The sequence below is a fragment of the Amycolatopsis sp. lyj-346 genome (assembly GCF_046548975.1).
Taxonomy (GTDB): Bacteria; Actinomycetota; Actinomycetes; order Mycobacteriales; family Pseudonocardiaceae; genus Amycolatopsis.
The window spans coordinates 126659-147574 of the sequence record NZ_JAJPWT010000005.1 but is presented as its reverse complement, the minus strand read 5'-3'; the positions used below and the strand labels follow the sequence as shown (position 1 = coordinate 147574).

The 20916-nt window shown below is 69.8% G+C and carries 21 protein-coding genes; 11 read left to right on the top strand and 10 right to left on the bottom strand.

What is annotated here, in order from left to right:
• Positions 1 to 50: 50 nt before the first annotated feature.
• Positions 51 to 2642 carry a glycoside hydrolase family 3 protein gene (locus tag ACLJQE_RS18345; RefSeq protein WP_410640802.1) on the bottom strand — a complete coding sequence of 864 codons (2592 nt, stop codon included), beginning with the start codon at positions 2640 to 2642 and terminating at the stop codon, positions 51 to 53.
• 916 nt (positions 2643 to 3558) lie between these two features.
• Between ACLJQE_RS18345 and ACLJQE_RS18340 the strand changes: the two genes are divergently transcribed.
• The 3 genes from ACLJQE_RS18340 to ACLJQE_RS18330 all read left to right on the top strand — a co-directional run bounded on the left by ACLJQE_RS18340 (position 3559) and on the right by ACLJQE_RS18330 (position 5146).
• Positions 3559 to 4299 (top strand): DddA-like double-stranded DNA deaminase toxin, encoded by a 741-nt coding sequence (locus ACLJQE_RS18340; RefSeq protein ID WP_410640458.1) that lies wholly within the window; start codon positions 3559 to 3561, stop codon positions 4297 to 4299.
• Positions 4293 to 4712: an Imm1 family immunity protein gene (locus tag ACLJQE_RS18335; RefSeq protein ID WP_410640456.1), complete on the top strand. Its 420-nt coding sequence runs from the start codon at positions 4293 to 4295 to the stop codon at positions 4710 to 4712. The genes ACLJQE_RS18340 and ACLJQE_RS18335 overlap by 7 nt, the downstream gene beginning before the upstream one ends.
• A 269-nt stretch (positions 4713 to 4981) precedes the next feature.
• Positions 4982 to 5146, top strand: coding sequence for a hypothetical protein (locus ACLJQE_RS18330; RefSeq protein ID WP_410640455.1), 165 nt, complete (start codon positions 4982 to 4984; stop codon positions 5144 to 5146).
• Positions 5147 to 5225: 79 nt separating this feature from the next.
• On the opposite strand, the gene ACLJQE_RS18325 is transcribed toward ACLJQE_RS18330, so the two are convergent.
• The gene (locus tag ACLJQE_RS18325) at positions 5226 to 5702 is read right to left on the bottom strand and encodes an Lrp/AsnC family transcriptional regulator (protein WP_410640800.1); all 477 of its coding nucleotides are present in this window, start codon (positions 5700 to 5702) and stop codon (positions 5226 to 5228) included.
• A gap of 134 nt (positions 5703 to 5836) precedes the next feature.
• Between ACLJQE_RS18325 and pdhA the strand changes: the two genes are divergently transcribed.
• From pdhA to ACLJQE_RS18300, 5 genes are all read left to right on the top strand, one after another.
• Positions 5837 to 6913 carry a pyruvate dehydrogenase (acetyl-transferring) E1 component subunit alpha gene (gene pdhA, locus ACLJQE_RS18320; RefSeq protein ID WP_410640454.1) on the top strand — a complete coding sequence of 359 codons (1077 nt, stop codon included), beginning with the start codon at positions 5837 to 5839 and terminating at the stop codon, positions 6911 to 6913.
• The gene (locus ACLJQE_RS18315) at positions 6913 to 7908 is read left to right on the top strand and encodes an alpha-ketoacid dehydrogenase subunit beta (protein WP_410640453.1); all 996 of its coding nucleotides are present in this window, start codon (positions 6913 to 6915) and stop codon (positions 7906 to 7908) included. Before pdhA ends, ACLJQE_RS18315 begins: the two co-directional genes overlap by 1 nt.
• Positions 7901 to 9085 carry a dihydrolipoamide acetyltransferase family protein gene (locus ACLJQE_RS18310; protein ID WP_410640452.1) on the top strand — a complete coding sequence of 395 codons (1185 nt, stop codon included), beginning with the start codon at positions 7901 to 7903 and terminating at the stop codon, positions 9083 to 9085. The genes ACLJQE_RS18315 and ACLJQE_RS18310 overlap by 8 nt, the downstream gene beginning before the upstream one ends.
• Positions 9086 to 9150: 65 nt before the next feature.
• Positions 9151 to 9699: a hypothetical protein gene (locus ACLJQE_RS18305; protein WP_410640451.1), complete on the top strand. Its 549-nt coding sequence runs from the start codon at positions 9151 to 9153 to the stop codon at positions 9697 to 9699.
• Positions 9696 to 10706: a hypothetical protein gene (locus tag ACLJQE_RS18300; RefSeq protein WP_410640450.1), complete on the top strand. Its 1011-nt coding sequence runs from the start codon at positions 9696 to 9698 to the stop codon at positions 10704 to 10706. Before ACLJQE_RS18305 ends, ACLJQE_RS18300 begins: the two co-directional genes overlap by 4 nt.
• Here the strand turns inward: ACLJQE_RS18300 and ACLJQE_RS18295 are convergent, their stop codons facing one another.
• Positions 10707 to 11009: a hypothetical protein gene (locus ACLJQE_RS18295; protein ID WP_410640449.1), complete on the bottom strand. Its 303-nt coding sequence runs from the start codon at positions 11007 to 11009 to the stop codon at positions 10707 to 10709.
• 98 nt (positions 11010 to 11107) lie between these two features.
• Between ACLJQE_RS18295 and ACLJQE_RS18290 the strand changes: the two genes are divergently transcribed.
• Entirely contained in the window at positions 11108 to 11275 is a 168-nt protein-coding gene (locus ACLJQE_RS18290) for a hypothetical protein (RefSeq protein ID WP_410640448.1), read from the top strand.
• A gap of 62 nt (positions 11276 to 11337) precedes the next feature.
• Here the strand turns inward: ACLJQE_RS18290 and ACLJQE_RS18285 are convergent, their stop codons facing one another.
• The 6 genes from ACLJQE_RS18285 to ACLJQE_RS18260 form a co-directional block, all read right to left on the bottom strand.
• Positions 11338 to 11844: a putative immunity protein gene (locus tag ACLJQE_RS18285; RefSeq protein WP_410640447.1), complete on the bottom strand. Its 507-nt coding sequence runs from the start codon at positions 11842 to 11844 to the stop codon at positions 11338 to 11340.
• Positions 11845 to 11882: 38 nt separating this feature from the next.
• Positions 11883 to 13016, bottom strand: a complete 1134-nt coding sequence (locus ACLJQE_RS18280; RefSeq protein ID WP_410640446.1) for an NAD(P)/FAD-dependent oxidoreductase — start codon at positions 13014 to 13016, stop codon at positions 11883 to 11885.
• Complete coding sequence (locus tag ACLJQE_RS18275; protein ID WP_410640445.1) at positions 13013 to 13333, bottom strand: bifunctional 3-phenylpropionate/cinnamic acid dioxygenase ferredoxin subunit; 321 nt, start codon at positions 13331 to 13333, stop codon at positions 13013 to 13015. The genes ACLJQE_RS18280 and ACLJQE_RS18275 overlap by 4 nt, the downstream gene beginning before the upstream one ends.
• A 228-nt stretch (positions 13334 to 13561) precedes the next feature.
• Entirely contained in the window at positions 13562 to 15229 is a 1668-nt protein-coding gene (betA, locus tag ACLJQE_RS18270) for a choline dehydrogenase (protein WP_410640444.1), read from the bottom strand.
• 8 nt (positions 15230 to 15237) lie between these two features.
• Positions 15238 to 16806, bottom strand: a complete 1569-nt coding sequence (locus ACLJQE_RS18265) for an amino acid permease (protein ID WP_410640443.1) — start codon at positions 16804 to 16806, stop codon at positions 15238 to 15240.
• Positions 16807 to 16851: 45 nt separating this feature from the next.
• On the bottom strand, positions 16852 to 18318 hold the full coding sequence (locus ACLJQE_RS18260) for an aldehyde dehydrogenase family protein (RefSeq protein ID WP_410640442.1): 1467 nt from the start codon (positions 18316 to 18318) through the stop codon (positions 16852 to 16854).
• 92 nt (positions 18319 to 18410) lie between these two features.
• Here ACLJQE_RS18260 and ACLJQE_RS18255 point away from each other — a divergent pair, with 92 nt between their 5' ends.
• Entirely contained in the window at positions 18411 to 18989 is a 579-nt protein-coding gene (locus ACLJQE_RS18255; RefSeq protein WP_410640441.1) for a TetR/AcrR family transcriptional regulator, read from the top strand.
• 131 nt (positions 18990 to 19120) lie between these two features.
• Entirely contained in the window at positions 19121 to 20242 is a 1122-nt protein-coding gene (locus ACLJQE_RS18250) for an aromatic ring-hydroxylating oxygenase subunit alpha (RefSeq protein ID WP_410640439.1), read from the top strand.
• A gap of 10 nt (positions 20243 to 20252) precedes the next feature.
• Here the strand turns inward: ACLJQE_RS18250 and ACLJQE_RS18245 are convergent, their stop codons facing one another.
• On the bottom strand, positions 20253 to 20900 hold the full coding sequence (locus ACLJQE_RS18245) for a GntR family transcriptional regulator (protein ID WP_410640438.1): 648 nt from the start codon (positions 20898 to 20900) through the stop codon (positions 20253 to 20255).
• Positions 20901 to 20916: the final 16 nt, after the last annotated feature.

The following is a 20916-nucleotide window of genomic DNA, read 5'->3' as shown; positions in this document are numbered from 1 at the left end:
GCCGGAAAGGACCGGGCCGGGAGCGGACTGCGCTCCCGGCCCGGTCGCCGTCAGGTCAAGCTCGAACAGGATCTCGCGTCGGGATCCTGCGCCCCCTTCGGCACCCACCGCACGTTCGCGAACGACGCCTGGAACGCGCCGTCGGTGTAGACCAGGAACGGGGTGTTGATGTGCTCGAAGTCGAGCCCGTTGTCGAAGCAGGACAACGGGATCTTCACCGTCGTCTTCCCGCCGCCCGCCAGGTCGGTGAACAGCTTCGTCGCGTTCACCTCGGAGAGGCACGGGTAGACGCAGTGCATGCTGATCACCGCCCGGCCGGCCGGTGCCTGCTGGACGATCGTGTCGAACTCCAGTGCCGCGTCGGCGTTGAGGTAGCCGCGCAGGTCGTTCGTGCCCGCCGTGTTCTGCATGTACAGCTGGGCCGCACCCGCACCCGTCCAGGTCGCCTTCAGCCCGTCGCCCTGCACGTTGACGTCCGTCGGGACGACGTTGATCTCGCTGTGCGCCGCCGTGCCGTCCGGGCCGATCACCGTGCCGCTCCAGTTCTCCGCCGAGCCGATCTGGCTGGTGTACGGCGGGACGTCGGTGCGGTCGAAGATCGGCAGGTCCTCGGTCGCGGTCCCGCCGCCGCCGGTGGCGGTGCAGGACGCCGGCCCGGCCGTCTCGTCGAGCGGCCCGACCGTGACGCGCTGGCCGCTCTTCAGGCCGTAGCCGAGCTTGAACAGCGGGTCGTAGCCCGGCGACGACGGGTTGAGCGGCGTCTGGCACGCGCTCTTCGGCCACGAGTAGGGCAGCGTGCCCTGGTAGCCCGTGCCGTCCTTGCCCTTGACCAGCATGTCCGCGACGCCACCGCCCTCGGTGCCCGGCAGCCACGCCGCCACGAACGCGTCGGAGCGGTTGATCTCCTTGTTCATGTACAGCGGGCGGCCGCCGACGTACACGGTGACGACCGGGGTGCCCTTGCCGCTGACCTTGTCCAGCACGGCCAGGTCCTCGGGGTAGAGCCGTGCCGCTTCGAGCGACTTGCGGGTCAGGTCGCCGACACCCTCGGCGTACGGCGTCTCGCCGATGACCGCGATGACCGCGTCGAAGCCCTTCGGGTCGACGGTCCCGGTGGCGTCGAAGGTGACGTTGGCGTCGCCCAGGTTCTGCTTGATCCCGGTCAGGATCGAGGTGGCGTTGGGGAAGTCGGCGTTGGTGTTGCCGGTGCCCTGCCAGCTGAGCGTCCAGCCGCCGGTCTGGTTCGTGATGTTGTCGGCGCTCTTGCCGACGACCAGGACCTTCGACGCCGGCTTGAGCGGCAGCACGTTGCCGTTGTTCTTCAGCAGCGTCTGCGACCCGCGGACGGCGTCGCGGGCCAGCCAGTTGTCCTTCAGCGCCTCGTCGGAGTTGGCGTAGGAGCGGTCGGACGGCTTCTGCGACTCGAACAGGCCGCCACGCAGCTTGACGCGCAGGATGCGGGTGACGGCGTCGTCGATGCGCGCCATCGGGATCTGGCCGCTCTGCACCTGGGCGACGGTGTTGGTGATGAACGCCTTCCAGTCGTTCGGCACCATCACGATGTCGATGCCGGCGTTGATCGCCTGCGGGCACGAGGAGTTCGTGCAGCCGGTGACCTGGCCGATGCCGTTCCAGTCGGACACGACCAGGCCGTCGAAGCCCATCTTGCCCTTGAGGATCTGGTTCAGCGCCTTGTCGCTGCCGTGCAGCTTGCCCTCGTTGATGCCGAGGTCGGCGTTGGTCCAGCTGTTGAACGACACCATCACGGTCTGCGAGCCGGCGGCGAGCGCGCCGTAGTAGCCCTGGCCGTGGACGTTGATCATGTCGGCTTCGGACGCGGGGGTGACGCCCTGGTCCTGGCCGTTGATCGTGCCGCCGTCGCCGATGAAGTGCTTGGCGGTGGCGATCACGCCGTTGTAGCCGATGCGCTTGGTGGCGCCGTCCTGGAGGCCGTTGATGGCCTCGAAGCCGTAGGAGCGCGTGATGCGCGGGTCCTCGGAGAAGCCTTCGTAGGTGCGGCCCCAGCGGTCGTCCTGGACGACGGCGAGGGTGGGCGAGAAGGCCCAGTCCTGGCCGGTGGCGCGGATCTGCCGGGCGGTGGCGGCGGCGACGTCGCGGACCAGGCAGGGGTCGTGCGCGGCGCCGAGGCCGATGTTGTGCGGGTAGACGGTGGCGCCGTAGACGTTGTTGTTGCCGTGCACGGCGTCGATGCCCCAGATGACGGGGATCTTCGTGCGGCTGGTCTTCGAGGCGTTCCAGTAGGCGTCGGCGAGGTTCAGCCAGTCCTGCTGGGTGGCGCGCTTGTTCCCGCCGGGCCACGAGCCGCCGCCGTTGAGGACCGAGCCGATGGCGTACTGGCGGACCTCGTCGGGCGTGATGGCGGCGATCTCGGGCTGCGTCATCTGCCCGACTTTTTCCTCGAGGGTCATGCCCTTGAGGATTTCGGCGATCCGCTGCTCGTCGCCGGCCTTCCCCTTGAGCCTGCTCTCGACCTTCGGCCAGTCCGCGAGGGTCGGCAGGCTCTTCTCGATCCTGGCGCAGCCGTCCTTGTCCTTGGCGGGCTGGCCGATGACGGGTTGGGCCGGTTCGGCTGCTTGGGCAGGCGTCGCCTGCGCGACCCCGCCCAGCAGGCTCAGGCTCATCAGCGTGACGAGCGAACTTCGGCGCGCACGGGACCACGCGCGGGATCTACTGGCCATGGACAGTCCATTCTGCGATGAACGGCGGACCGGCCGATCCTCACCGGGCGACGGCGAGGCCGTCAAGGGTTTCGATTGTTTGGAGCGCCTGTTAATTCTCGACATAAACTAAGAGTCGCTCGGTGGCGGAGCCACGCTTAGCCGGTGCGGGGGTGAAGGTCAAGAGCACGGCGGGGCACGGCTTTTGCCCCATGGACATCCGCCGTGTGGCCTCCCTCGATCCGCTCCTGGCCGCCGGGCACCTGTTCGACGGTCCCCGCGCCGGGAGGCCGCCGAGCGCATCCTCGCCGCCGAAGGCCACCACTTGCTGGTCGCGTACGTGGGCGAAGTGCCGGCGGGCATGGTGACGGGGGTGGAGATGCCCATCCGGACAAGGGCACGGAGATGTTCCGGTACGAACTCGACACGAAGGTTCTCTCGTCCATCAGGTGCGTCGAGGCTGGCCAGACCGCCGGGTAAATCTGCACGAACAACCCGCAGAAGACGGACGGCCTGGTCCCGGCGACTCAGGCGGCCCCGCGGTGAAGTTCAACCGGGACGGCGCGGCCCAGCCCCATCACGGTCGGGGCGTACCTCGGTCGAGAGCTGCCCGGATGGTTGGGGCCCGTCTATGGGTTCATCATCGGTTGGCTTGCCGCAGCGTTCTCAGGCGAAGCTCGTACCCGTTCCGACCTTCTTCGTTGGGTCGCCTTCGGCGTTGCGTTCGTCGTCGCCGCGTTGAGCTGGTACCTCAGCCGGGTCGTCTCCCTGGATTGATCGAAGAGTTCCTGCGGCACCTGACCCGCGAGGGCTAAACAGGCTGTTCACACGCCGTCTGACCTGCTTGTATGTTTTCTGGCGATCTTTGCAAGGGGAGCGGATGTCGGTCGAGGACGTCGCGCGTGATGTGAACGCCGCGATCAACAAGCTCCCGACAGCTGCCCTTGAGCAAGCCGGTCAAGCCCTCCAGGACGCGCACACTGCCTTGGCGCAGGCCGTACAGGGCACTGGTGATCAGGAGGTCAGTCAGGCCGTCGGACTCCTTGCAGGCGCCATCGCCGACTTGGGACGCATCAACCAGACCCTGACGACCGCCGCCCAAGGACTCGCCGGCTATCTGGCGAAGGTCGGCAAGGTAGAACCGCCCCCTCCCAGCGGCAGCCGGCAGGAGCCGTCCGCGGCGAAGGATCAACCGGCGAGCCCGGGCAAGCTTGATCCCGACAAGCTGGAGGAGCTTCGCTCGAAGTTGCCCCCGTCGGTTCCGAAGCCGAACCCCGAGAACAAGAAGACCCACGGCCAGTGGGTAGATGCGCAAGGTAACGTGCACACGACGGTAAGTGGTGAGGATCAGGCGTCGGCGGCGGCGTGGGAGCAGCTTCAGCAAGCCGGAATGCCCGCCAATCGGAAGCCGGTCATCACTACGCACGTAGAGGTCAAGGTGGCGGCCGAGATGATCCAGAGCGGCCAGCGGCACACTGAACTGGTGTTGAATAATCGTCCATGCGTCGGTCCCTTGGGGTGCGACTCGCTGCTGCCTGTCCTGCTCCCGAAGGGGTACAGCGTCACCGTGTACGGTCCCGATGGGTATGAGGCGACGTTCGAGGGAGGCGAAGAGTGGTAGCGCTCGACATCTGGTACGACCAGACGCCGAAGGATGACGAGGGCAACGTCGTGATCTGCGTGAACACCGCCGCTGAACTGGACGAGCTGATTGACCGCATCATCGCCGAGACGGCCGACCACGCGGCTCCGTCGATGATCCAGGTGGCTCTCTCTGGTGTGAAGCGCTCACCTGCTCTTGAGGTCGGCCTCGGCAAACAGAAGGGCTTCATCGGGTACTCCTCCCGGACCGAAGGCGGCTGGACGGTCGGTGACGGCGATCCGAACGCCGTGGTCGACTACGTCTACATGGGCAACCACAGCGAGGTGCCGGCCAGCGTTGAAGTCCCGATGTCCACCGTGCGCCGCGGGCTGCATGAGTTCCTGGCTGCTGGGGCGCGGCCGAGTGTGGTTAAAAGCGACGAACTAAGTTGACACTTTCGTGTCACTGTCCGTATATGTATTTAGTAAAATGTCAAGAAAGCTAACCGCAAGAAGTTGTAGCCGTATACGTGCGTGTGGTGTCCTTGGTGAAGTATGCCTCTGCAAAAATGCACCCTGGTTGCGAAGTGGGCATCCGGCTTAGGGCGTACGGGATAGGACCAGCCTTCAAGTCGTCGTTCCAGACGACACGTGCCCAGATCGTGGAGCACAACGGCGAGCGCCGAAGCCGAAGAACGCCAACTTCCTTCCCCTCCGGCCCGATGACGGGCGGCGAGCTGGTCCCGTCGACCGGCTCACTGGGCGGCGGGTCGGCGCACCGGATGTCGGGACTCGGCCGGTCGTCGGTGACGGCGCTCGCGGAGCTGGCTCGCGAGCGCGGGTGTTACGGCATGTGGGTCGTCAATGAGGGGACAACGCCCCGGTGAAGGCGACCTGCCGCACGGCCGGTGGAGTCGCCGAGGAGGCCAGACGGTCCTGGTCCGGACGTTCGGCTGAGCGCGGGCCTCAGCTCAGCACCGACCCCGGAAGCTCCTCGAAGATCAGCCACGTCCGCGTCGAACGCACGCCTTCCAGTGCCTGCAGCCGCTCCAGGACCACGTCGCGCAGGGTCGAGTTGTCCGGGGTCCGGACCAGCAGCAGGATGTCGAAGTCGCCGCCGACGAGTGCCACGTGGTCGACGTACGGGATCTCGTGCAGGTCCGTCGCCATCGTGCGCCAGGACGTCTGCTCCACCGTCACCATGATGTACGCCGAGGTCCCCAGGCCCGCCCGGCGGGGATCGATCCGCGCGCCGAAGCCCGTGATCACCCCTTCGGCCAGCAACCGCTCCAGCCGCGCGTACGCGTTCGTGCGCGAAATGTGCAGGCGCTCCGCCAAAGCGCGCACCGCCAGGCGGCCGTCCGCCGACAGCTCGGCCAGCATCGCCCGGTCGACGTCGTCGAGTGCCGGGACCGTTCGTCCCGCCAGGGCGCCGTGAGCCAGGACATCCGTGGACGTTTGGTCCGCCGGGGCCGCCTCCGAAGGCCGTTTGTCGCTCATTTCCGCGAACCCTTGAACACAACACCGCCGAGAACCACCATTTCAGCATCATATGTCTGGGAGAGGTGGTGCGCGTCATGGTTGCGGAGACCCTGCTGCCGTCCGCTACCCCCGTGCGGTTCGTCGCCGAGGACGGGAGCCGTGCCAGCGAGCACGGCGGCTACGGCGAGCCCGCGGGAGACCGGCTCAAGGAGGCCTACCGGCTGATGGTCCTGGGCCGCCGGTTCGACGTGCAGGCGACCGCCCTCACCAAGCAGGGCCGCCTCGCCGTCTACCCCTCCAGCGCGGGCCAGGAGGCCTGCCAGGTCGCCGCGGCGCTCGCCCTGGAAACCCGGGACTGGCTCTTCCCGACCTACCGGGACTCCGTCGCGCTCGTCGCGCGCGGCCTGAAGCCCGGCGAAGTGCTGACGCTCCTTCGCGGCGACGCGCACTGCGGCTACAACCCGGTCGAGACGCGCGTAGCACCTCAGTGCACTCCGCTCGCGACGCAGACTCTGCACGCCGCCGGGCTGGCACACGCGATGCAGCGACGTGGTGAAGACGCCGTCGCGCTCGCGCTCATCGGAGACGGCGCCACCAGCGAAGGCGACTTCCACGAAGCGCTCAACTTCGCGGCCGTCTTCAAGGCGCCCGTCGTGTTCTTCGTGCAGAACAACCGCTTCGCCATCTCGGTGCCCTTCGAGAAGCAGAGCGCCGCCGCCGCGCTGGCGTACAAGGGCATCGGCTACGGCATGCGCTCGGAGCAGGTCGACGGCAATGACGCCGTCGCCGTCCTGGCCGTCCTCGGCGACGCGGTGCGGCACGCCCGCGAAGGCAAGGGACCGGTCCTCGTGGAGGCCCACACCTACCGCATCGACGCCCACACCAACGCCGACGACGCCACTCGCTACCGCGACGCCGAAGAAGTCGCGAAGTGGCGCGAAGCGGACCCGCTCAAGCGGCTCGAAACCTACCTCAAGGCCGAGAACCTCCTGCAGGACACCGAAATCGAGCGGTTCGCGGCCGACGCCGAGGTGTTCGCCCAGTCCGTCCGCGACACCCTGAACGCCGAGCCCGAGCTCGACCCGCTGTCGCTGTTCGACCACGTCTACGCCGAACCGACCCGCCAGCTCGAAGCCCAGCGGGCCGCCCTCGCCGCCGAACTGGAGGCCTGATGACGACCACCATGGCGCAGGCGCTCAACGCGGCCCTGCGTGACGCCCTCAAGGAGGACGACCGCGTCCTCGTGTTCGGCGAGGACGTCGGCACGCTCGGCGGCGTCTTCCGCGTCACCGACGGCATCACCGCGGACTTCGGCGAGGACCGCTGCTTCGACACCCCGCTCGCCGAAGCCGGCATCGTCGGGTTCGCCGTCGGGATGGCGATGGGCGGGTTCCGGCCGGTCGTCGAGATGCAGTTCGACGCCTTCGCCTACCCCGCGTTCGAGCAGATCACCTCGCACGTGGCGAAACTGCGCAACCGCACCCGCGGCGCGCTCTCGCTGCCGATGGTGATCCGCGTGCCCTACGCCGGCGGCATCGGCGGCGTCGAGCACCACTGCGACTCCAGCGAGGCCTACTACACGCACACGCCGGGCCTGCGCGTCGTCACGCCGGGCACCGCGCAGGACGCCTACGACCTGCTTCGCGACGCCATCGAATCGCCGGACCCGGTGATCTTCCTCGAACCGAAGTGCCGCTACTGGTCGAGCGAAGAGGTCACCTTCACCCGCACCGGCCCCGCCATGGACCGGGCCGTGGTCCGGCGGCACGGCAAGGACGTCACGCTGATCGCGTACGGCCCGATGGTCGCCACCGCACTGGAAACCGCCGAAGCGGCGAAGGCCGAGGGCTGGGACGTCGAGGTCGTCGACCTGCGTTCGCTGTCGCCGTTCGACGACGAGACCGTCACGGCTTCGGTCCGCCGCACCGGGCGGGCGGTGGTGGTCCACGAGGCCGCCGGCTTCGGCGGCTACGGCGCCGAGGTCGTTGCGCGCGTCACGGAGCAGTGCTTCCACCAGCTCCACGCGCCGGTGCTCCGCGTGACCGGCCTCGACATCCCGTACCCGGCGCCGAAGCTCGAGCGCCACCAGCTGCCGGACGTCGACCGGATCCTCGACACGATCGCGCGCCTGCAGTGGGACGACACGCCGGTGGTGGCCGGTGCCTGACTTCCTGCTGCCGGACCTCGGCGAAGGCCTGACCGAGGCGGCGATCGTGGACTGGCGGGTCAAGGTCGGCGACACCGTCGACGTCGACCAGGTCGTCGTCGAGGTCGAGACGGCGAAGGCGGCGGTCGAGGTGCCGGTGCCGTTCGCAGGCGTGGTGTCCGCGCTGCACGGCGAACCGGGGCAGCTGCTGCCGGTCGGCGCGCCGCTGCTGAGCGTCGGCGGGTTCGCCGAGCCCGGCGTCACGACCTCTTCCGGCAGCGGCAACGTCCTCATCGGCTACGGCACCGCGCCTGCCACGCGGCGCAAGCGCGCGCGGCGCCCGGTGAGCACCACCGCGCCCGCGCGGCCGACGCAGGCACCCGGCGTGATCTCGCCGTTCGTCCGGAAACTGGCGTGGGACAACGGGATCGACCTCGCGAAGATCACCGCCGCCGGCCCGGACGGCATCATCCGGCGCGCGGACGTCGAAGCGGCGTTGAGGAAGCCGGTCCTGAAGGGCAAGCGCATTCCGCTGACCGGCGTGCGCAAAGCCGTCGCCGACAAGCTGGCGACGTCCCGGCGCGAGATCCCCGAGGCCACGGTCTGGGTGGACGTCGACGCGACCGGGCTGGTCGCCGCGCGCGCCGCGCTGAACGCCAAGACCGACCGGCCGGTCAGCCTGCTCGGGCTGATCGCGCGGTTCGCCGTCGCGGGCCTCCGCAAGTTCCCCGAACTGAACTCGCGCGTCGAAGGCGACGAGATCGTCCTGCTGGACGACATCCACCTGGGCTTCGCCGCGCAGACCGACCGCGGCCTGGTGGTCCCGGTGGTGCGGAACGCGGGCGAACTGTCCACTCGCGAGCTGTCGGCGGCGATCGGCGAGCGCGCCCGCACCGCCCGGGACGGCAAGCTCGCGCCCGCGGACCTCACCGGCGGCACCTTCACGGTGAACAACTACGGCGTCTTCGGCGTCGACGGCTCGGCCGCGATCATCAACCACCCCGAGGCGGCCATCCTCGGCATCGGCCGGATCATCGACCGGCCGTGGGCCGTCGACGGCGCACTGGCGGTCCGGAAGATCTGCGAGCTGACGCTGGCCTTCGACCACCGCGTCTGCGACGGCGGCACGGCGGGCGGGTTCCTGCGGTTCGTCGCCGACTGCGTGGAGTCGCCGGTCACCGCCCTCGGAGAGCTCTGACGAGCTCTGACGACTCACCGGCCGCGTTGGCCGGTGGTGCCGGTGGTGGCACTTAAAGTGGTTGCGTGACGACACCGGCCCAGCACGACCGCGACCTGGCGGAAGGGCGCGTCGCCCGGCTCAAGCAGGACCTGCGGGACGGGCTCGCGACGCCGCCCGAAGGCGTCGAGGCGATGGACGAGCTCGTGGCGGCGGCCCACCGGCTGCTCGACGCCGAGCTGGCGTTCGACGAGGCGAAGCGGCGGCTCGCCGACGCCGAGCTCGAATCCCGGCACGCGGCGACGCAGCGTGCGGTCGTCTGGTTCGCGGCCGCGCCGGTGCTGGTGCCGCTGGCCGCCGCGGCACTGGTGCTGTTCGAGGTGCTTTCCCCGGGCTGGCTGGCGCTCCTGGTGCCGCTGTTCGGCGCGGGGCTGTGGATCGGCTTCGCGCCGGTCCGCCGGGCCGGGGCCGTGATCCGCGAGCGGACGAGGGCGGCCTGGGCGGGCAGTGCCACGGCGTTCCTGCTGGCCGGGGCCCTGCTGCCGTGGCCGGCGGCCGTCGTCCTCACGATCCTGGCGGTGCTCGGCGTCGCGGGCACGGTCGCGCTGCTGTGGCGGGAAAGCCGGATCCCGTGAGCCACGGCTACGCGACCTACGGCGATGATCCCGAGTTCTCGCCGGAGTACGCGGACTATCCCGAAGCCGCCGACCCGACGCGCCGCGACCTCGACGAGCTGTTCGCGGCGGTCGACGGGCTCCGCGCGGCCGTCGAGGAGACCGACGGCCGCTTGCGCCAGGACGTCGCCGAGCTGACCGAGCGGCTCGAAGCCGGCGGCGCGCACCGCCAGGAGGACCGGCTCGACCTGCTCGGACGGCGGCTGGACCGGCTGCAGCAGCAGGTCAAGGCCCTGGAGCGCGCGGTTCGCGTGTCCGACGGGGTCCCGCAGGTGAACCTCGACGACGTCGGCCCGGAAACGCGGGCACTCGCGGCGGAAGCTGCGCGCTGGGACGACCTGCACAAGGAACTGGTCACGAAGGAGCAGCGCGCGCGGTACGAGGAGGAGATCTCGCGCCTGGACTCGGTGCGCGAAGCACAGTCCCGCTGCGACGCCGACCTGCTGGACGTCATCGGGGTCCTCGTGTCGACGGACCGGTCGTCCCGCGCCCGGGGTGACGCGGAGTCGTCGTTGCGGGCGTTGTCGACGCGGCGCCGGACGTTGCTGGACGAGGAAGTCCCGGCGGCTTCGGCCGCGGCGGAGAAGGCGCGGCTGGCGTTGCGCGAGGCGGACGCGGTCGAGGCGCGGGTGGTCCCGCAGCTGGAGCGGGCCGAGCGTGCGTGGCACGACCTGCAGGTACGCCTCCGGACCCGGATCACCGACGCGCTGGGCTCGAACGCGCTGCTGCCGGCGTGGTTCGGCCACGCACTGGGGGTGGCCCCGCCGTCCGGCACGTCGGGTGACGCGTGGATCCGGACGGCGGCGTCGGTGCTGGCGTACCGGGTGACGTTCGGGGTGACCGATCCGGCGCTGCCGCTGGGCCCGCCGGCGCCGGAAGCGGACACTGTGGACACTGTGGACATCACCGGACGCCGCTGGACCTGGCGGGCGCGGTTGGAATCGGACCTGGACGACCTCTCGCTGTAGTCAGCCGTGCGGCACGCCGGCTGCCGGTTTGCCGTCGAGGAAGTCCAGCAGGGTCTCGGCGACCAGTGCGCCGCTGTACCGCGCGCCGCCGACGGCGAGCACCGGCAGTGCCAGCCGGGTCTTCCTGCGCTGCTCGTTCTGCGCGATCGTTTCGTCCAGTGCCCGGTAGTACCCGAAGCTCGCCCGCAGCCCGCGAGGATCCGCGACGATCGCATCGACGTAGACGTAGATGGCATACGCGGGGATCGCGTCCGGGGTGGCGAACTGGTGGCCGAAGAAGAGCCGCTCCCGGCCCCGGACCAATTGCTCGTTGAGGTCGGTGAGCCGGTTGAAGCCGAAGTGCCAGAGTCGTTGGTTGACCGCGGCCGGGCCCGAGCGCCCTCGACGCCGAGGGCCAGGCGGTGGTCCGCGAACTGATCGACGGTTTGCGGGCGGTGCTGGAGCAGGCGTTGTGCACGCTGGCAACGAACAAATCCCTGGCGGTGCTGAGCCGCGCCGGCTTCTCGAGCGAAGACCTGGCCACCGTCGCCGTGGCCGCCGCCCGTACCCCCGGGAGACCACTGCCTTGAGCAGTGCGGGGCTTGCCGTCGACCGCGATCGCTCGGTTCGTGGCCGGCTCCGCTGTGGCCGGTCACCGATCGCCGCGGAGGGCCGACTCCAGATGGCGGTGGAGGTCGCCGAGGCGGGATTTGCCCGGCTTGCCCGGCGGGAACTTCCGCAGGGTTTCGCGCACCTCCGGCGGTGCCTGCGAGAGGGCCCACTCGATCTCCGCCTCCGCGGAACCCCCGGCCAGTTCGCACGCCAACGCCGCCTGCTGGGCCGGGCCCACGATGTGCTTCACCTGGTGCGGAGACTCCAGCGGGTGGAGGTACGCCGCTCCGGCCGCGCCGACCGCGGCGCGGGCGGCGGCCGAGGCGGCGGCGTCGGAGGTCTCACCGGCCGCCGACAGGGCGGCCCAGGCCGCCGTGCGAAGCAGCTTCGTGCGCGGAGCGCCCGAAGCGAACTCCTGAGCCGCGGCGATCGCCGAGCGAGGGCGAGCATCGGCGGCGACACGGGATTCGTACAGCGGCAGGACCCGGGCGGCACAGGCCGCGGCCCAGCCCGTCAAAGCCCGGAGTTCGTCGAGAGCCAGTTCCATGTGGGTGAAGCGTATCTTTGAAAGCCCGGTTGAGACTTTCAGACGGTGGCCGGGCGGCGCAGGGCCTGCCGGCGCAGGCGGTTGAACAGCTTCGCGTTGTTCAACGCGAAGACGCCAACGGTGGCACCGTCGCGTTGCCAGGTCGCCACGAACGACGCCGACGAAGGATCGCCGTCCACGAACGAAAGCGAGTCGTCCGGCCGCGGGTGCCCGGCCAGCTGCAGCGTCCCGGAATACTGGTCCGACCAGACGTATCCGCTCGGTGTGCAGGTCCGCGAAGTGTGCCCGGCCAGCAGGTTGGCCACCGCGACCGGTGCCTGCTCCGACGCGTTCGTCCAGTGCTCGTGCCGCCGTCCCCCGTACCGGGCCACGTCGCCGACCGCCACCACCTGCGGCAGGTCCGTGACCAGACCCGCGTCCGTGTGGACGCCGTCGCCGACCTTCAAACCCGAGCCCGCCAGCCACTCGGTCGACGGCGTCATCCCGACGCCGACGACGACCACGTCGGCCGGGACGAGCGAGCCGTCGGCCAGGTGGACGCCCGTCGCGTCCATGCCCGTCGCCGACACACCGCAGCGCAGGTCCGTGCCGTGGTCGGCGTGCAGCCGGGCGCACACCGCGGCCAGCTCGGGGCCCAGCGCGCCGGCGAGGGGAAACGGCAACGACTCCAGGACGACCACGTCGAGACCCAGCGACCGGCAGGTCGAGGCCACCTCGGCCCCGATGAACCCGGCGCCGGTGACGACCACGCGGGCCCCGGGCACCAGGGAAGCCCGCAGCGCCAGTGCGTCGTCGACGGTCCGAAGCGTGTGAGCGCCCTCGAAGCCCGGCAGCGTGCGCGCGCGGCCGCCGGTGGCGATCACGACGCCGTCCGCGTGCACCGACGTGCCGTCCGACAGCAGCACGCGCCGGTTGCCCGGTTCCAGCGCCGTCGCCCGGACGCCGAGCCGGAAGTCCAGCGCCAGGGACGCCAGGTCACCGGCGTCGAGCAGGTCCAGCGACTCGCGCGAAGCCGTCCCGGCCAGGAAGGCCTTCGACAGCGGCGGCCGGTCGTAGGGCAGGTGCGGCTCGTCGCCGATCAGCACGACGCTGCCGTCGTACCCCTGCGCGCGCAGCTCCTGCGCCGCGCGGACCCCAGCGAGCGAAGCGCCGACGACCGCGACGCGCTTCATGCGGCATCCTCATCGGCCACGCCCTGGACGTAGATGACGCCTTCGTCGACGACCACGGTGTACGTGCGCACCGGGTCCTTCGCCGGCAGGCAGGTCGGCATGCCGGTGCGCAGGTCGAACAGCGCCGCGTGCAGCGGGCACTCGACGAAGCAGCCTTCGAGCCAGCCGTCGGCCAGGGAGGCGTCCTGGTGCGTGCACGTGTCGCCGATGGCGTACAGCTCGCCGTCCTCGGTGTGGAACACCGCGATGGCGGGCGGTCCGGGAAGCCGGACCGACTCACCGGGGGGCAGCTCGTCCACCGGGCACGCGCGAATCATGACGCCTCCGAGGTAGTTGCGCACTGGGGAACATCGACTGCGATACGCAACAAGTCTGAAGGCCGCTCCCGAGCCGAGTCAAGGGGCTACGGCTCGGTAGTTTCCGTTGGCGGGCACCACACTTCCCGGGCACACCAAACCCCCGAGCCGGAGCTTTCACGTGAAAGCTCCGGCTCGGGGGAAGGGAGAAGGGGGCGGGGCACTTTCACGTGAAAGTGCCCCGCTCGGTTAGTGGGTGGCGGGTTCGCCGTGGCGGTAGAAGGGGAGCTTGAGCGGGGCGAGGGGGGTGTTGCCGAGGATCAGGTCGGCGGCCTTCTCGGCGGTCATCATCACCGGGGCGTAGATGTTGCCGTTGGTGATGTAGGGCATCACCGACGCGTCGACCACGCGCAGGCCCTCCGTGCCGTGCACGCGCATGCTCTCCGGATCGACGACGGACATGTCGTCCACGCCCATCTTCGTCGTGCACGACGGGTGCAGGGCCGTCTCGGCGTCCTTGGCGACCCAGTCCAGGATTTCCTCGTCGGTGTCGACGGACGGACCCGGCGAGATCTCCCCGCCGTTGTACGGCTCCAGCGCGGGCTGGTTGAGGATCTTCCGCGCCACCCGCACGGCCTCGACCCATTCGCGGCGGTCGTTTTCGGTCGACAGGTAGTTGAACTTGATCGCCGGGTGCTGCCGCGGGTCGGTGGAGGTGATCTTCACCGAGCCGCGGGTGTCGGCGTACATCGGGCCGACGTGCACCTGGTACCCGTGCCCTTCCGTGGGCGCGGAACCGTCGTAGCGGATCGCCACCGGCAGGAAGTGGAACATCAGGTTCGGGTACTTCACCTCGTCGTTGGACCGGACGAACCCGCCGCCCTCGAAGTGGTTCGTCGCGGCCGGGCCGGACCGCAGGAACAGCCACTGAGCGCCGATGTAGGGCCGCTTCCACTTCGCCAGCGACGGCTGCATCGACACCGGCTGCTTGCAGGCGTACTGGATGTACACCTCCAGGTGGTCCTGCAGGTTCTCGCCGACACCCGGCAGGTCCTTCACGACGTCGATGCCGAGCTTCTCCAGCTCGGCGGCGTTGCCGACGCCGGAGAGCTGCAGCAGCTGCGGGGTGTTGATCGCGCCGCCGCAGAGGATGATCTCCTTGCCGTACACCTCGCCGGGCACACCCCGGCCCTGCGCGTATTCGACGCCGATCGCGCGCGTGCCGTCGAAGAGGATCTGCGACACGAACGCGCTGGTCTTCACCGTCAGGTTGGGCCGGTTCAGCACCGGGTGCAGGTACGCGCCGGCGGCGGACAGCCGCCGTCCTTTTCGGACATTCCGGTCGAACGCCGCGAAACCCTCCTGCCGGTAGCCGTTGACGTCGTCGGTGCGCGGGTAGCCCGCTTCCTCGGCGGCGTCGAAGAAGGCGGTGAACAACGGGTTCGACGCCGGGCCGCGTTCCAGTTCCAGGGGGCCGTCGTGGCCGCGCCACTGGCCGTCCGGCGGGTCGGCCAGACAGTTTTCCATGCGGTTGAAGTAGGGCAGGCAGTGCGCGTAGTCCCAAGTGGACATCCCGGGATCGCTCGCCCAGCGCTCGTAGTCCATCGGGTTGCCGCGCTGGAAGATCATCCCGTTGATGCTGGACGACCCGCCGAGCACCTTGCCGCGCGCGTGGTAGACGCGCCGCCGGTTCAGGTGCGGCTCGGGTTCGCTGCGGTAGCCCCAGTCGTAGAACTTCGACCCGATCGGGAAGGTCAGCGCGGCCGGCATGTGGATGAAGACGTCCCACTTCCAGTCCGACCGGCCTGCTTCCAGGACCAGGACCTTGTTCGCGGGGTCGGCCGAAAGCCGGTTCGCCAGCGCGCAGCCTGCCGAGCCACCGCCGACGATGACGAAGTCGTAGGTACCGGTACTCATGCGTCCTCCTAGCCGGGCAGGGAATCCGGGGTCGCGTCGGGCATGTGCTCGGGGCTCGTGTGGGCCGAGCCCCACGTGCGCCGCCGGACGTACAGCATGATCGCACCGATGATCACGATCAGCGCGGTGACGATCACCGCGCCCCACTGGAAGTACCAGTGGTCGTCGCCGTACACCTCGGCCCGCGGCCAGATCAGGTTGACCGTCATCGCGGCGCCGTAGACGACCGCGACCAGGTTCACCAGCGTGCCCCAGCGGCCCAGCTTGAAGTACGGGCCGTGCCCGGGGCGCGGCCACTGCCCGCGCAGCCGGCGCAGCAGCATCGGGCCGGTGACCATCAGGTAGGGGATGTAGAACAGGATGATCGCCGTCGAGGTCAGGATGAAGAACGCGCGCTGGTTGCCGAGGTTGATCAGCAGCACCACGACGGTCAGGCCGCCGGTGAGCAGGGCGGGCAGGACGGGTGTCTTCGAGCGCGGCGACACCTTCGCCATCGCCTTGCTGAACGGCAGCCGCCCGTCGCGGGCCATCGCCCACGCCATCCGGATCGCCGCGGTCTGCACGGCCAGGCAGCACACGGTGATCGCGATCGCCGAGCAGATCAGGAACGCGTTGCCCAGCCACGGGCCGAGCGTGCTCTTCAGCAGGTAGGGCATGCCGGACGTGCTCAGCTCTTCGGCGTTGATGTCGCCCACGGCCATCATGCCGACCAGCATCACCAGGCCGCCGACGAGGAACGACGCCGTGATCGCCCGCAGGATCGCGCGGGGCGCGTGCTTGCGCGGCTGGGTCGTCTCCTCCGCGAGCGAGCCGGCGGTGTCGAAGCCGTAGAAGACGTACGCGCTCATCAGCGACGCCACGAGGAACGCCCCGAGGTACCCGAGTGAGTGACCGTCGCCCGTGGCGTGCGTCTCGAAGACGACCTGCGGGCCGCGCTTGATGTGGACCGCCAGCGCGATGATCAGCAGGATGACCGCGGACAGCTCGACCGCGACCCCGAAGTTGTTGATCTTCGCCATCAGCTTGACGCCGATGATGTTCACGATCGTGGCGAACACGACCAGCACCAGGGCCAGGATGATGGCGTTCTGCGCACCGCCCGGGGTCGACGTCAGCCCGGCGTCGGCGTCGCTGCCGACGATCTGGAACGCGGTCGAGACCTGCGGCAGGATGATCTGGTAGGCCACCGCGACCGCGCCGGCGGTGACGATGGCGCCGATGATCATGATCCAGCCGGCCAGCCACGACGTCGCGGGTTTCGCGATCTGCTTGGCCCACTGGTAGACCGACCCGGCGAGCGGGAACTGGCCGGCGAGCTCGGCGAAGCACAGCGCGACCGCGAGCTGGCCGAGGAAGACCAGCGGCCAGGTCCAGATGAACGCCGGCCCGCCGGCGCCGAAGCCGAAGAAGAACAGCTGGAACACGCCGGTCATGATCGAGATGTAGGAGAACCCGGCGGCGAAGCTGGAGAAGGAGCCGAGGGAACGTTCGAGTTCCTGGCGGTAGCCGAACTTTTCGAGGTCGGAGCTGTCGTCCGGGGCAGGCCCCCCGCCCGCCGGCATTTCTTGCGTGGTCATGGCAGCGTCCTTAATGTGACGGTCTCACGTGGTGGGGGAGACGGCTCAGCCTTTGAACCAGTGCTGCGGAACGGGATCGATGTTCTGGTAGATGTGCTTGCTCTCCTGGTACTCGGCCAGCCCGGACGGCCCGAGTTCGCGGCCGATGCCCGATTTGCCGAACCCGCCCCACTCCGCCTGGGGCAGGTAGGGGTGGTAGTCGTTGATCCACACGGTGCCGTGGCGCAGTGCCCCGGCGACGCGCTGGGCGCGGGACGCGTCCGACGTCCACACGGCTCCGGCGAGCCCGTACTCGGTGTCGTTGGCCAGCGCGATCGCGTCGGCCTCGTGCGTGAAGCGTTCCACGGTGACGACCGGGCCGAAGACCTCCTCCCGGACGATCGCCATGTCCCGCGTGCATTCGGAAAAAACGGTCGGACGCAGGAAGAAACCGCTTTCGTACGCCGGTCCGGCGGGCCGCTTGCCGCCCGCACGCAGCGTGGCGCCCGCCTCGATGGCGCCCTGGATGTAGCCCTCGACCTTGGCACGGTGCTGTGCCGAGACGAGCGGGCCCGTCTCGGTCGCGGGATCGAGACCGTCGCCGACGCGGATCCGCTCGGCGCGTGCGGCGAGGTCCGCCACGAAGCGGTCATGGATTCCATCTTGGACGATCAGCCGCGCGCCCGCTGAACAGACCTGTCCGGAATGGACGAACGCGGCCATCAGGGCGTAGTCGAGCGCCGTGTCGTAGCCGGCGTCGTCGAAGACCACGTTCGGGTTCTTGCCGCCGAGTTCGAGAGCGACCCGGCGGACGCCCTTGGCGGCGGCCGTCATGATCTTCTCGCCGGTCGCGTAGCCGCCGGTGAAGGAGACGAGGTCCACTGCCGGGTGCTCGACCATCGCCGCGCCGACCCGGCCGTCGCCGAGCAGCAGGTTGACGACCCCGGGTGGGGTGCCCGCCTCCTCGAGCAGGGCGACCAGCTTGATCGTGGTCAGCGGGGTGACCTCGCTGGGCTTGAGCACCACGGTGTTGCCCGCGGCGAGGGCGGGCGCGACCTTCCAGGACATCTGGAGCAGGGGGTAGTTCCACGGTGCGATGAGGGCGCAGACGCCGACCGGTTCGTGCACGATCCGGCTGACGACGGCCGCGCTGCCGGCGTCGACCAGGCGGCCGGCGTCCTTGCCGGCGAGGTCGGCGTAGTAGCGGAAGACGTTCGTCACATCGTCGATGTCGATGCGGCCTTCGCCCAGTGTCTTGCCCGTGTCGAGGCTCTCGGTGCGGGCGAGTTCTTCGCGGTCGCGGACCAGGAGGCCGGCCACCGTGCGGAGCAGGGCGCCGCGTTCGGTGGCGGTCGTCTGCCGCCACGGACCCTCGTCGAACGCCCTCCGTGCGGCTCTGACCGCGGCATCGACCTCCTCGCGGCCCGCTTCGGCGACGGTCTCGATGACCTGGCCGGTGGCGGGGTTCAGCACGTCGGAGTGCGTTCCGGCGGACGCGTCCGCCCAGTTGCCGTCGATGTAGAGGTCCTTCACGGGCGCCCTTCCCGGATCGGTAGTGGCAGCTCGGTGGCTGGAGTGCGTACATTTGTACGCGAAGTGTGTACAGATGTCCACAAGGGGGCTCGATGGTGAAGAGCGAACCCGGCGCGACGCGGCGCCGCGGTCCGAACGACCCCGAGCGGCGCGCGCGGATCGCCAAGGCGGCGATCGAGGTGGTCGCCCAGCGGGGGATCGGCGGGGTCACGCACCGGTCGGTGGCGGCGGCGGCGGGCGTCCCGCTCGGCTCGACGACCTACCACTTCGCGACCCTGGACGACCTCTTGGAGGTCGCCCTGCACGGGGCGGCGGAGAAGAACGTCCACGCCCTGAAGGAGTGGGAGTCCGCGCTCCCGCCGGACGCCGACTTCGCCGCGGCACTGGCCGACCTGGTCATGGGCTACATCAACGAGCAGTACCGGGCCACGGTCGTCGAGTACGACCTGTACGTCGCCGCCCTGCACCGGCCGGCACTGCGCAAGGCGAGCGCGGCCTGGGACGACGCCCTGATCGCGTTCTTCGGTTCCCGTACCGACCCGCTCACCGGCCGGCTGCTGGCCGGCCTGTTCTGCGGCCTCCTGATGCAGGCGGCCCTGGCCGACCCCCGCCCGACGCGCGGGGAGATCGAAACACTGTTCCGGCGGGCGATCGACGGCCCGGCGGCCTGAATCCACCTGCGGTCACGGAAAAAGCCGGGTTGACAGGCGGTTGGGGCGGCAGTCACTCTGGTGCGGAGTGAGCAACAAGGCGCGTTCTGCGCAACTACTCCCGTACTGGATCCGCGGAGAGGACCACGCCGGTGACCACAACCGATCTGCCGCCAAGCCTGCTCGCCACGTTGCCCGGCAGCTCCTACACCGATCCGGCGGTCTTCGCGCTGGAGCAGGCGAAGATCTTCGAGGCGGACTGGTTCTGCGCCGTGCGCAGCGCCGACCTCGCCGGACCGGGGGCGTTCGAGACCGTCCAGATCGGCAAGGAGAGCGTGCTCGTCTCGCGGGGACGGGACGGGAAGCTGGCCGCGTTCCTCAACGTCTGCCGCCACCGCGGTGCCCGGCTGTGCACGGCGGAGAGCGGCACGGTCAAGCGCGCCTTCCAGTGCCCGTACCACGCCTGGACGTACGGACTCGACGGCAAGTTGATCGCCGCCCCGAACCTCACCGGGATGCCGGACGTCGACCGCACCGCGTTCGGCCTCACCCGGCTGCACCTGCGCGAGTGGCTCGGCTACGCCTGGGTCTGCCTGGCCGATGAGCCGCCGTCGTTCGACGAGACCGTGGTCGGGGCCGTCACCGAACGCCTCGGCGGCCCCACCGAGATCGACGCCTACGGCATCGAGGGTCTCGCGCTCGGCAAGCGCATCGAGTACGACGTGAAGGCGAACTGGAAGCAGATCATCGAGAACTTCATGGAGTGCTACCACTGCGCGACGATCCACCCGGAGCTCACCGAAGTCCTCCCGGAGTTCGCCGACGGCTACGCCGCGCAGTACTACGTCGGCCACGGCGCCGAGTTCGGCGGCGAGATCAAGGGCTTCACCGTCGACGGCAGCGAAGGCGTCGACCGCCTCCCGGGGGTCACCGAGGCGCAGGACCGCCGCTACTACGCCATCACGATCAAGCCGCAGGTGTTCGTCAACCTCGTCCCCGACCACGTGATCGTGCACCGGATGTTCCCGCTGGCCCCGGACCGGACGCTGGTGCGCTGCGACTGGCTCTACCTGCCCGGGGTCGTCGAATCCGGCCGGGACCTGACGCGGTCGGTGGAGCTGTTCCACCGCGTCAACCTGCAGGACTTCGAGGCGTGTGAACGCTGCCAGCTCGCGATGGACTCGCGCTCCTACGCCAACGGCGGGGTGCTCGTGCCCAGCGAGCACCACATCGGGGCCTTCCACGACTGGGTGCGGACCCGGCTGAGTCTCTGAACGGCGCGGGCTAGATCAAGGCGCGGATGGCGGTCTCGAAGCCGGTGACGTGCTCCAGCGTCAGCGCGGCCGCCTTCTCGGCGTCACCCTCGATGATCGCGGTGAGGAGCGGGACGTGCTCGTCGACGTGGCCGGCCATCCCGGACAGCCGGGGCACGAACACGCACCAGATCCGGGTCGCCAGGTTGTCGTACCGGATCAGCGTGTCCTCGAGGAACGGGTTGTGCACGCACCGGTAGATCGCCCGGTGCAGGGCGAGGTCGGTGCGCAGCAGTCCGGCGTTGTCACCGTCCGGGACGCCGGCGTCGAGCTGCGCGCGCAGCTCGGTCAGCGTCGTCCGGTCGGCCGTGGTCGCCCGCTCGGCCGCGGCGGCCGTCGCCATCGGCTCGAGCGTGCGGCGGACCTCGGAGATGTGCGCGAGGTCGGAGATGTTGACGTCGGTGGCGAACGTCCCGCGCCGCGGGTAGGCGACGACCAGGCGTTCGGACTCCAGCCGCTTCAGCGCTTCGCGGATCGGTGTCCGGCCCATGCCGAGCGCGGTGCCGAGCTCCTCCTCGTTGAGCGGGGAGCCCGGCGGGATGTCCAGCATGACCAGGCGGTCGCGGATGAAGAGGTACGCCTGTTCCGCCAGCGACGGGGGATTGACCTGGGGATGCACGCCGCTTAGCCTACAT

Coding starts and splice junctions, on each gene's coding strand:
- ACLJQE_RS18345 (WP_410640802.1), bottom strand. CDS start 2,642: ATGAGCCTGAGCCTGCTGGGCGGGGTCGCGCAGGCGACGCCTGCCCAA.
- ACLJQE_RS18340 (WP_410640458.1), top strand. CDS start 3,559: ATGTCGGTCGAGGACGTCGCGCGTGATGTGAACGCCGCGATCAACAAG.
- ACLJQE_RS18330 (WP_410640455.1), top strand. CDS start 4,982: ATGACGGGCGGCGAGCTGGTCCCGTCGACCGGCTCACTGGGCGGCGGG.
- pdhA (WP_410640454.1), top strand. CDS start 5,837: ATGGTTGCGGAGACCCTGCTGCCGTCCGCTACCCCCGTGCGGTTCGTC.
- ACLJQE_RS18315 (WP_410640453.1), top strand. CDS start 6,913: ATGACGACCACCATGGCGCAGGCGCTCAACGCGGCCCTGCGTGACGCC.
- ACLJQE_RS18285 (WP_410640447.1), bottom strand. CDS start 11,844: ATGGAACTGGCTCTCGACGAACTCCGGGCTTTGACGGGCTGGGCCGCG.
- ACLJQE_RS18280 (WP_410640446.1), bottom strand. CDS start 13,016: ATGAAGCGCGTCGCGGTCGTCGGCGCTTCGCTCGCTGGGGTCCGCGCG.
- ACLJQE_RS18275 (WP_410640445.1), bottom strand. CDS start 13,333: ATGATTCGCGCGTGCCCGGTGGACGAGCTGCCCCCCGGTGAGTCGGTC.
- betA (WP_410640444.1), bottom strand. CDS start 15,229: ATGAGTACCGGTACCTACGACTTCGTCATCGTCGGCGGTGGCTCGGCA.
- ACLJQE_RS18265 (WP_410640443.1), bottom strand. CDS start 16,806: ATGACCACGCAAGAAATGCCGGCGGGCGGGGGGCCTGCCCCGGACGAC.
- ACLJQE_RS18255 (WP_410640441.1), top strand. CDS start 18,411: ATGGTGAAGAGCGAACCCGGCGCGACGCGGCGCCGCGGTCCGAACGAC.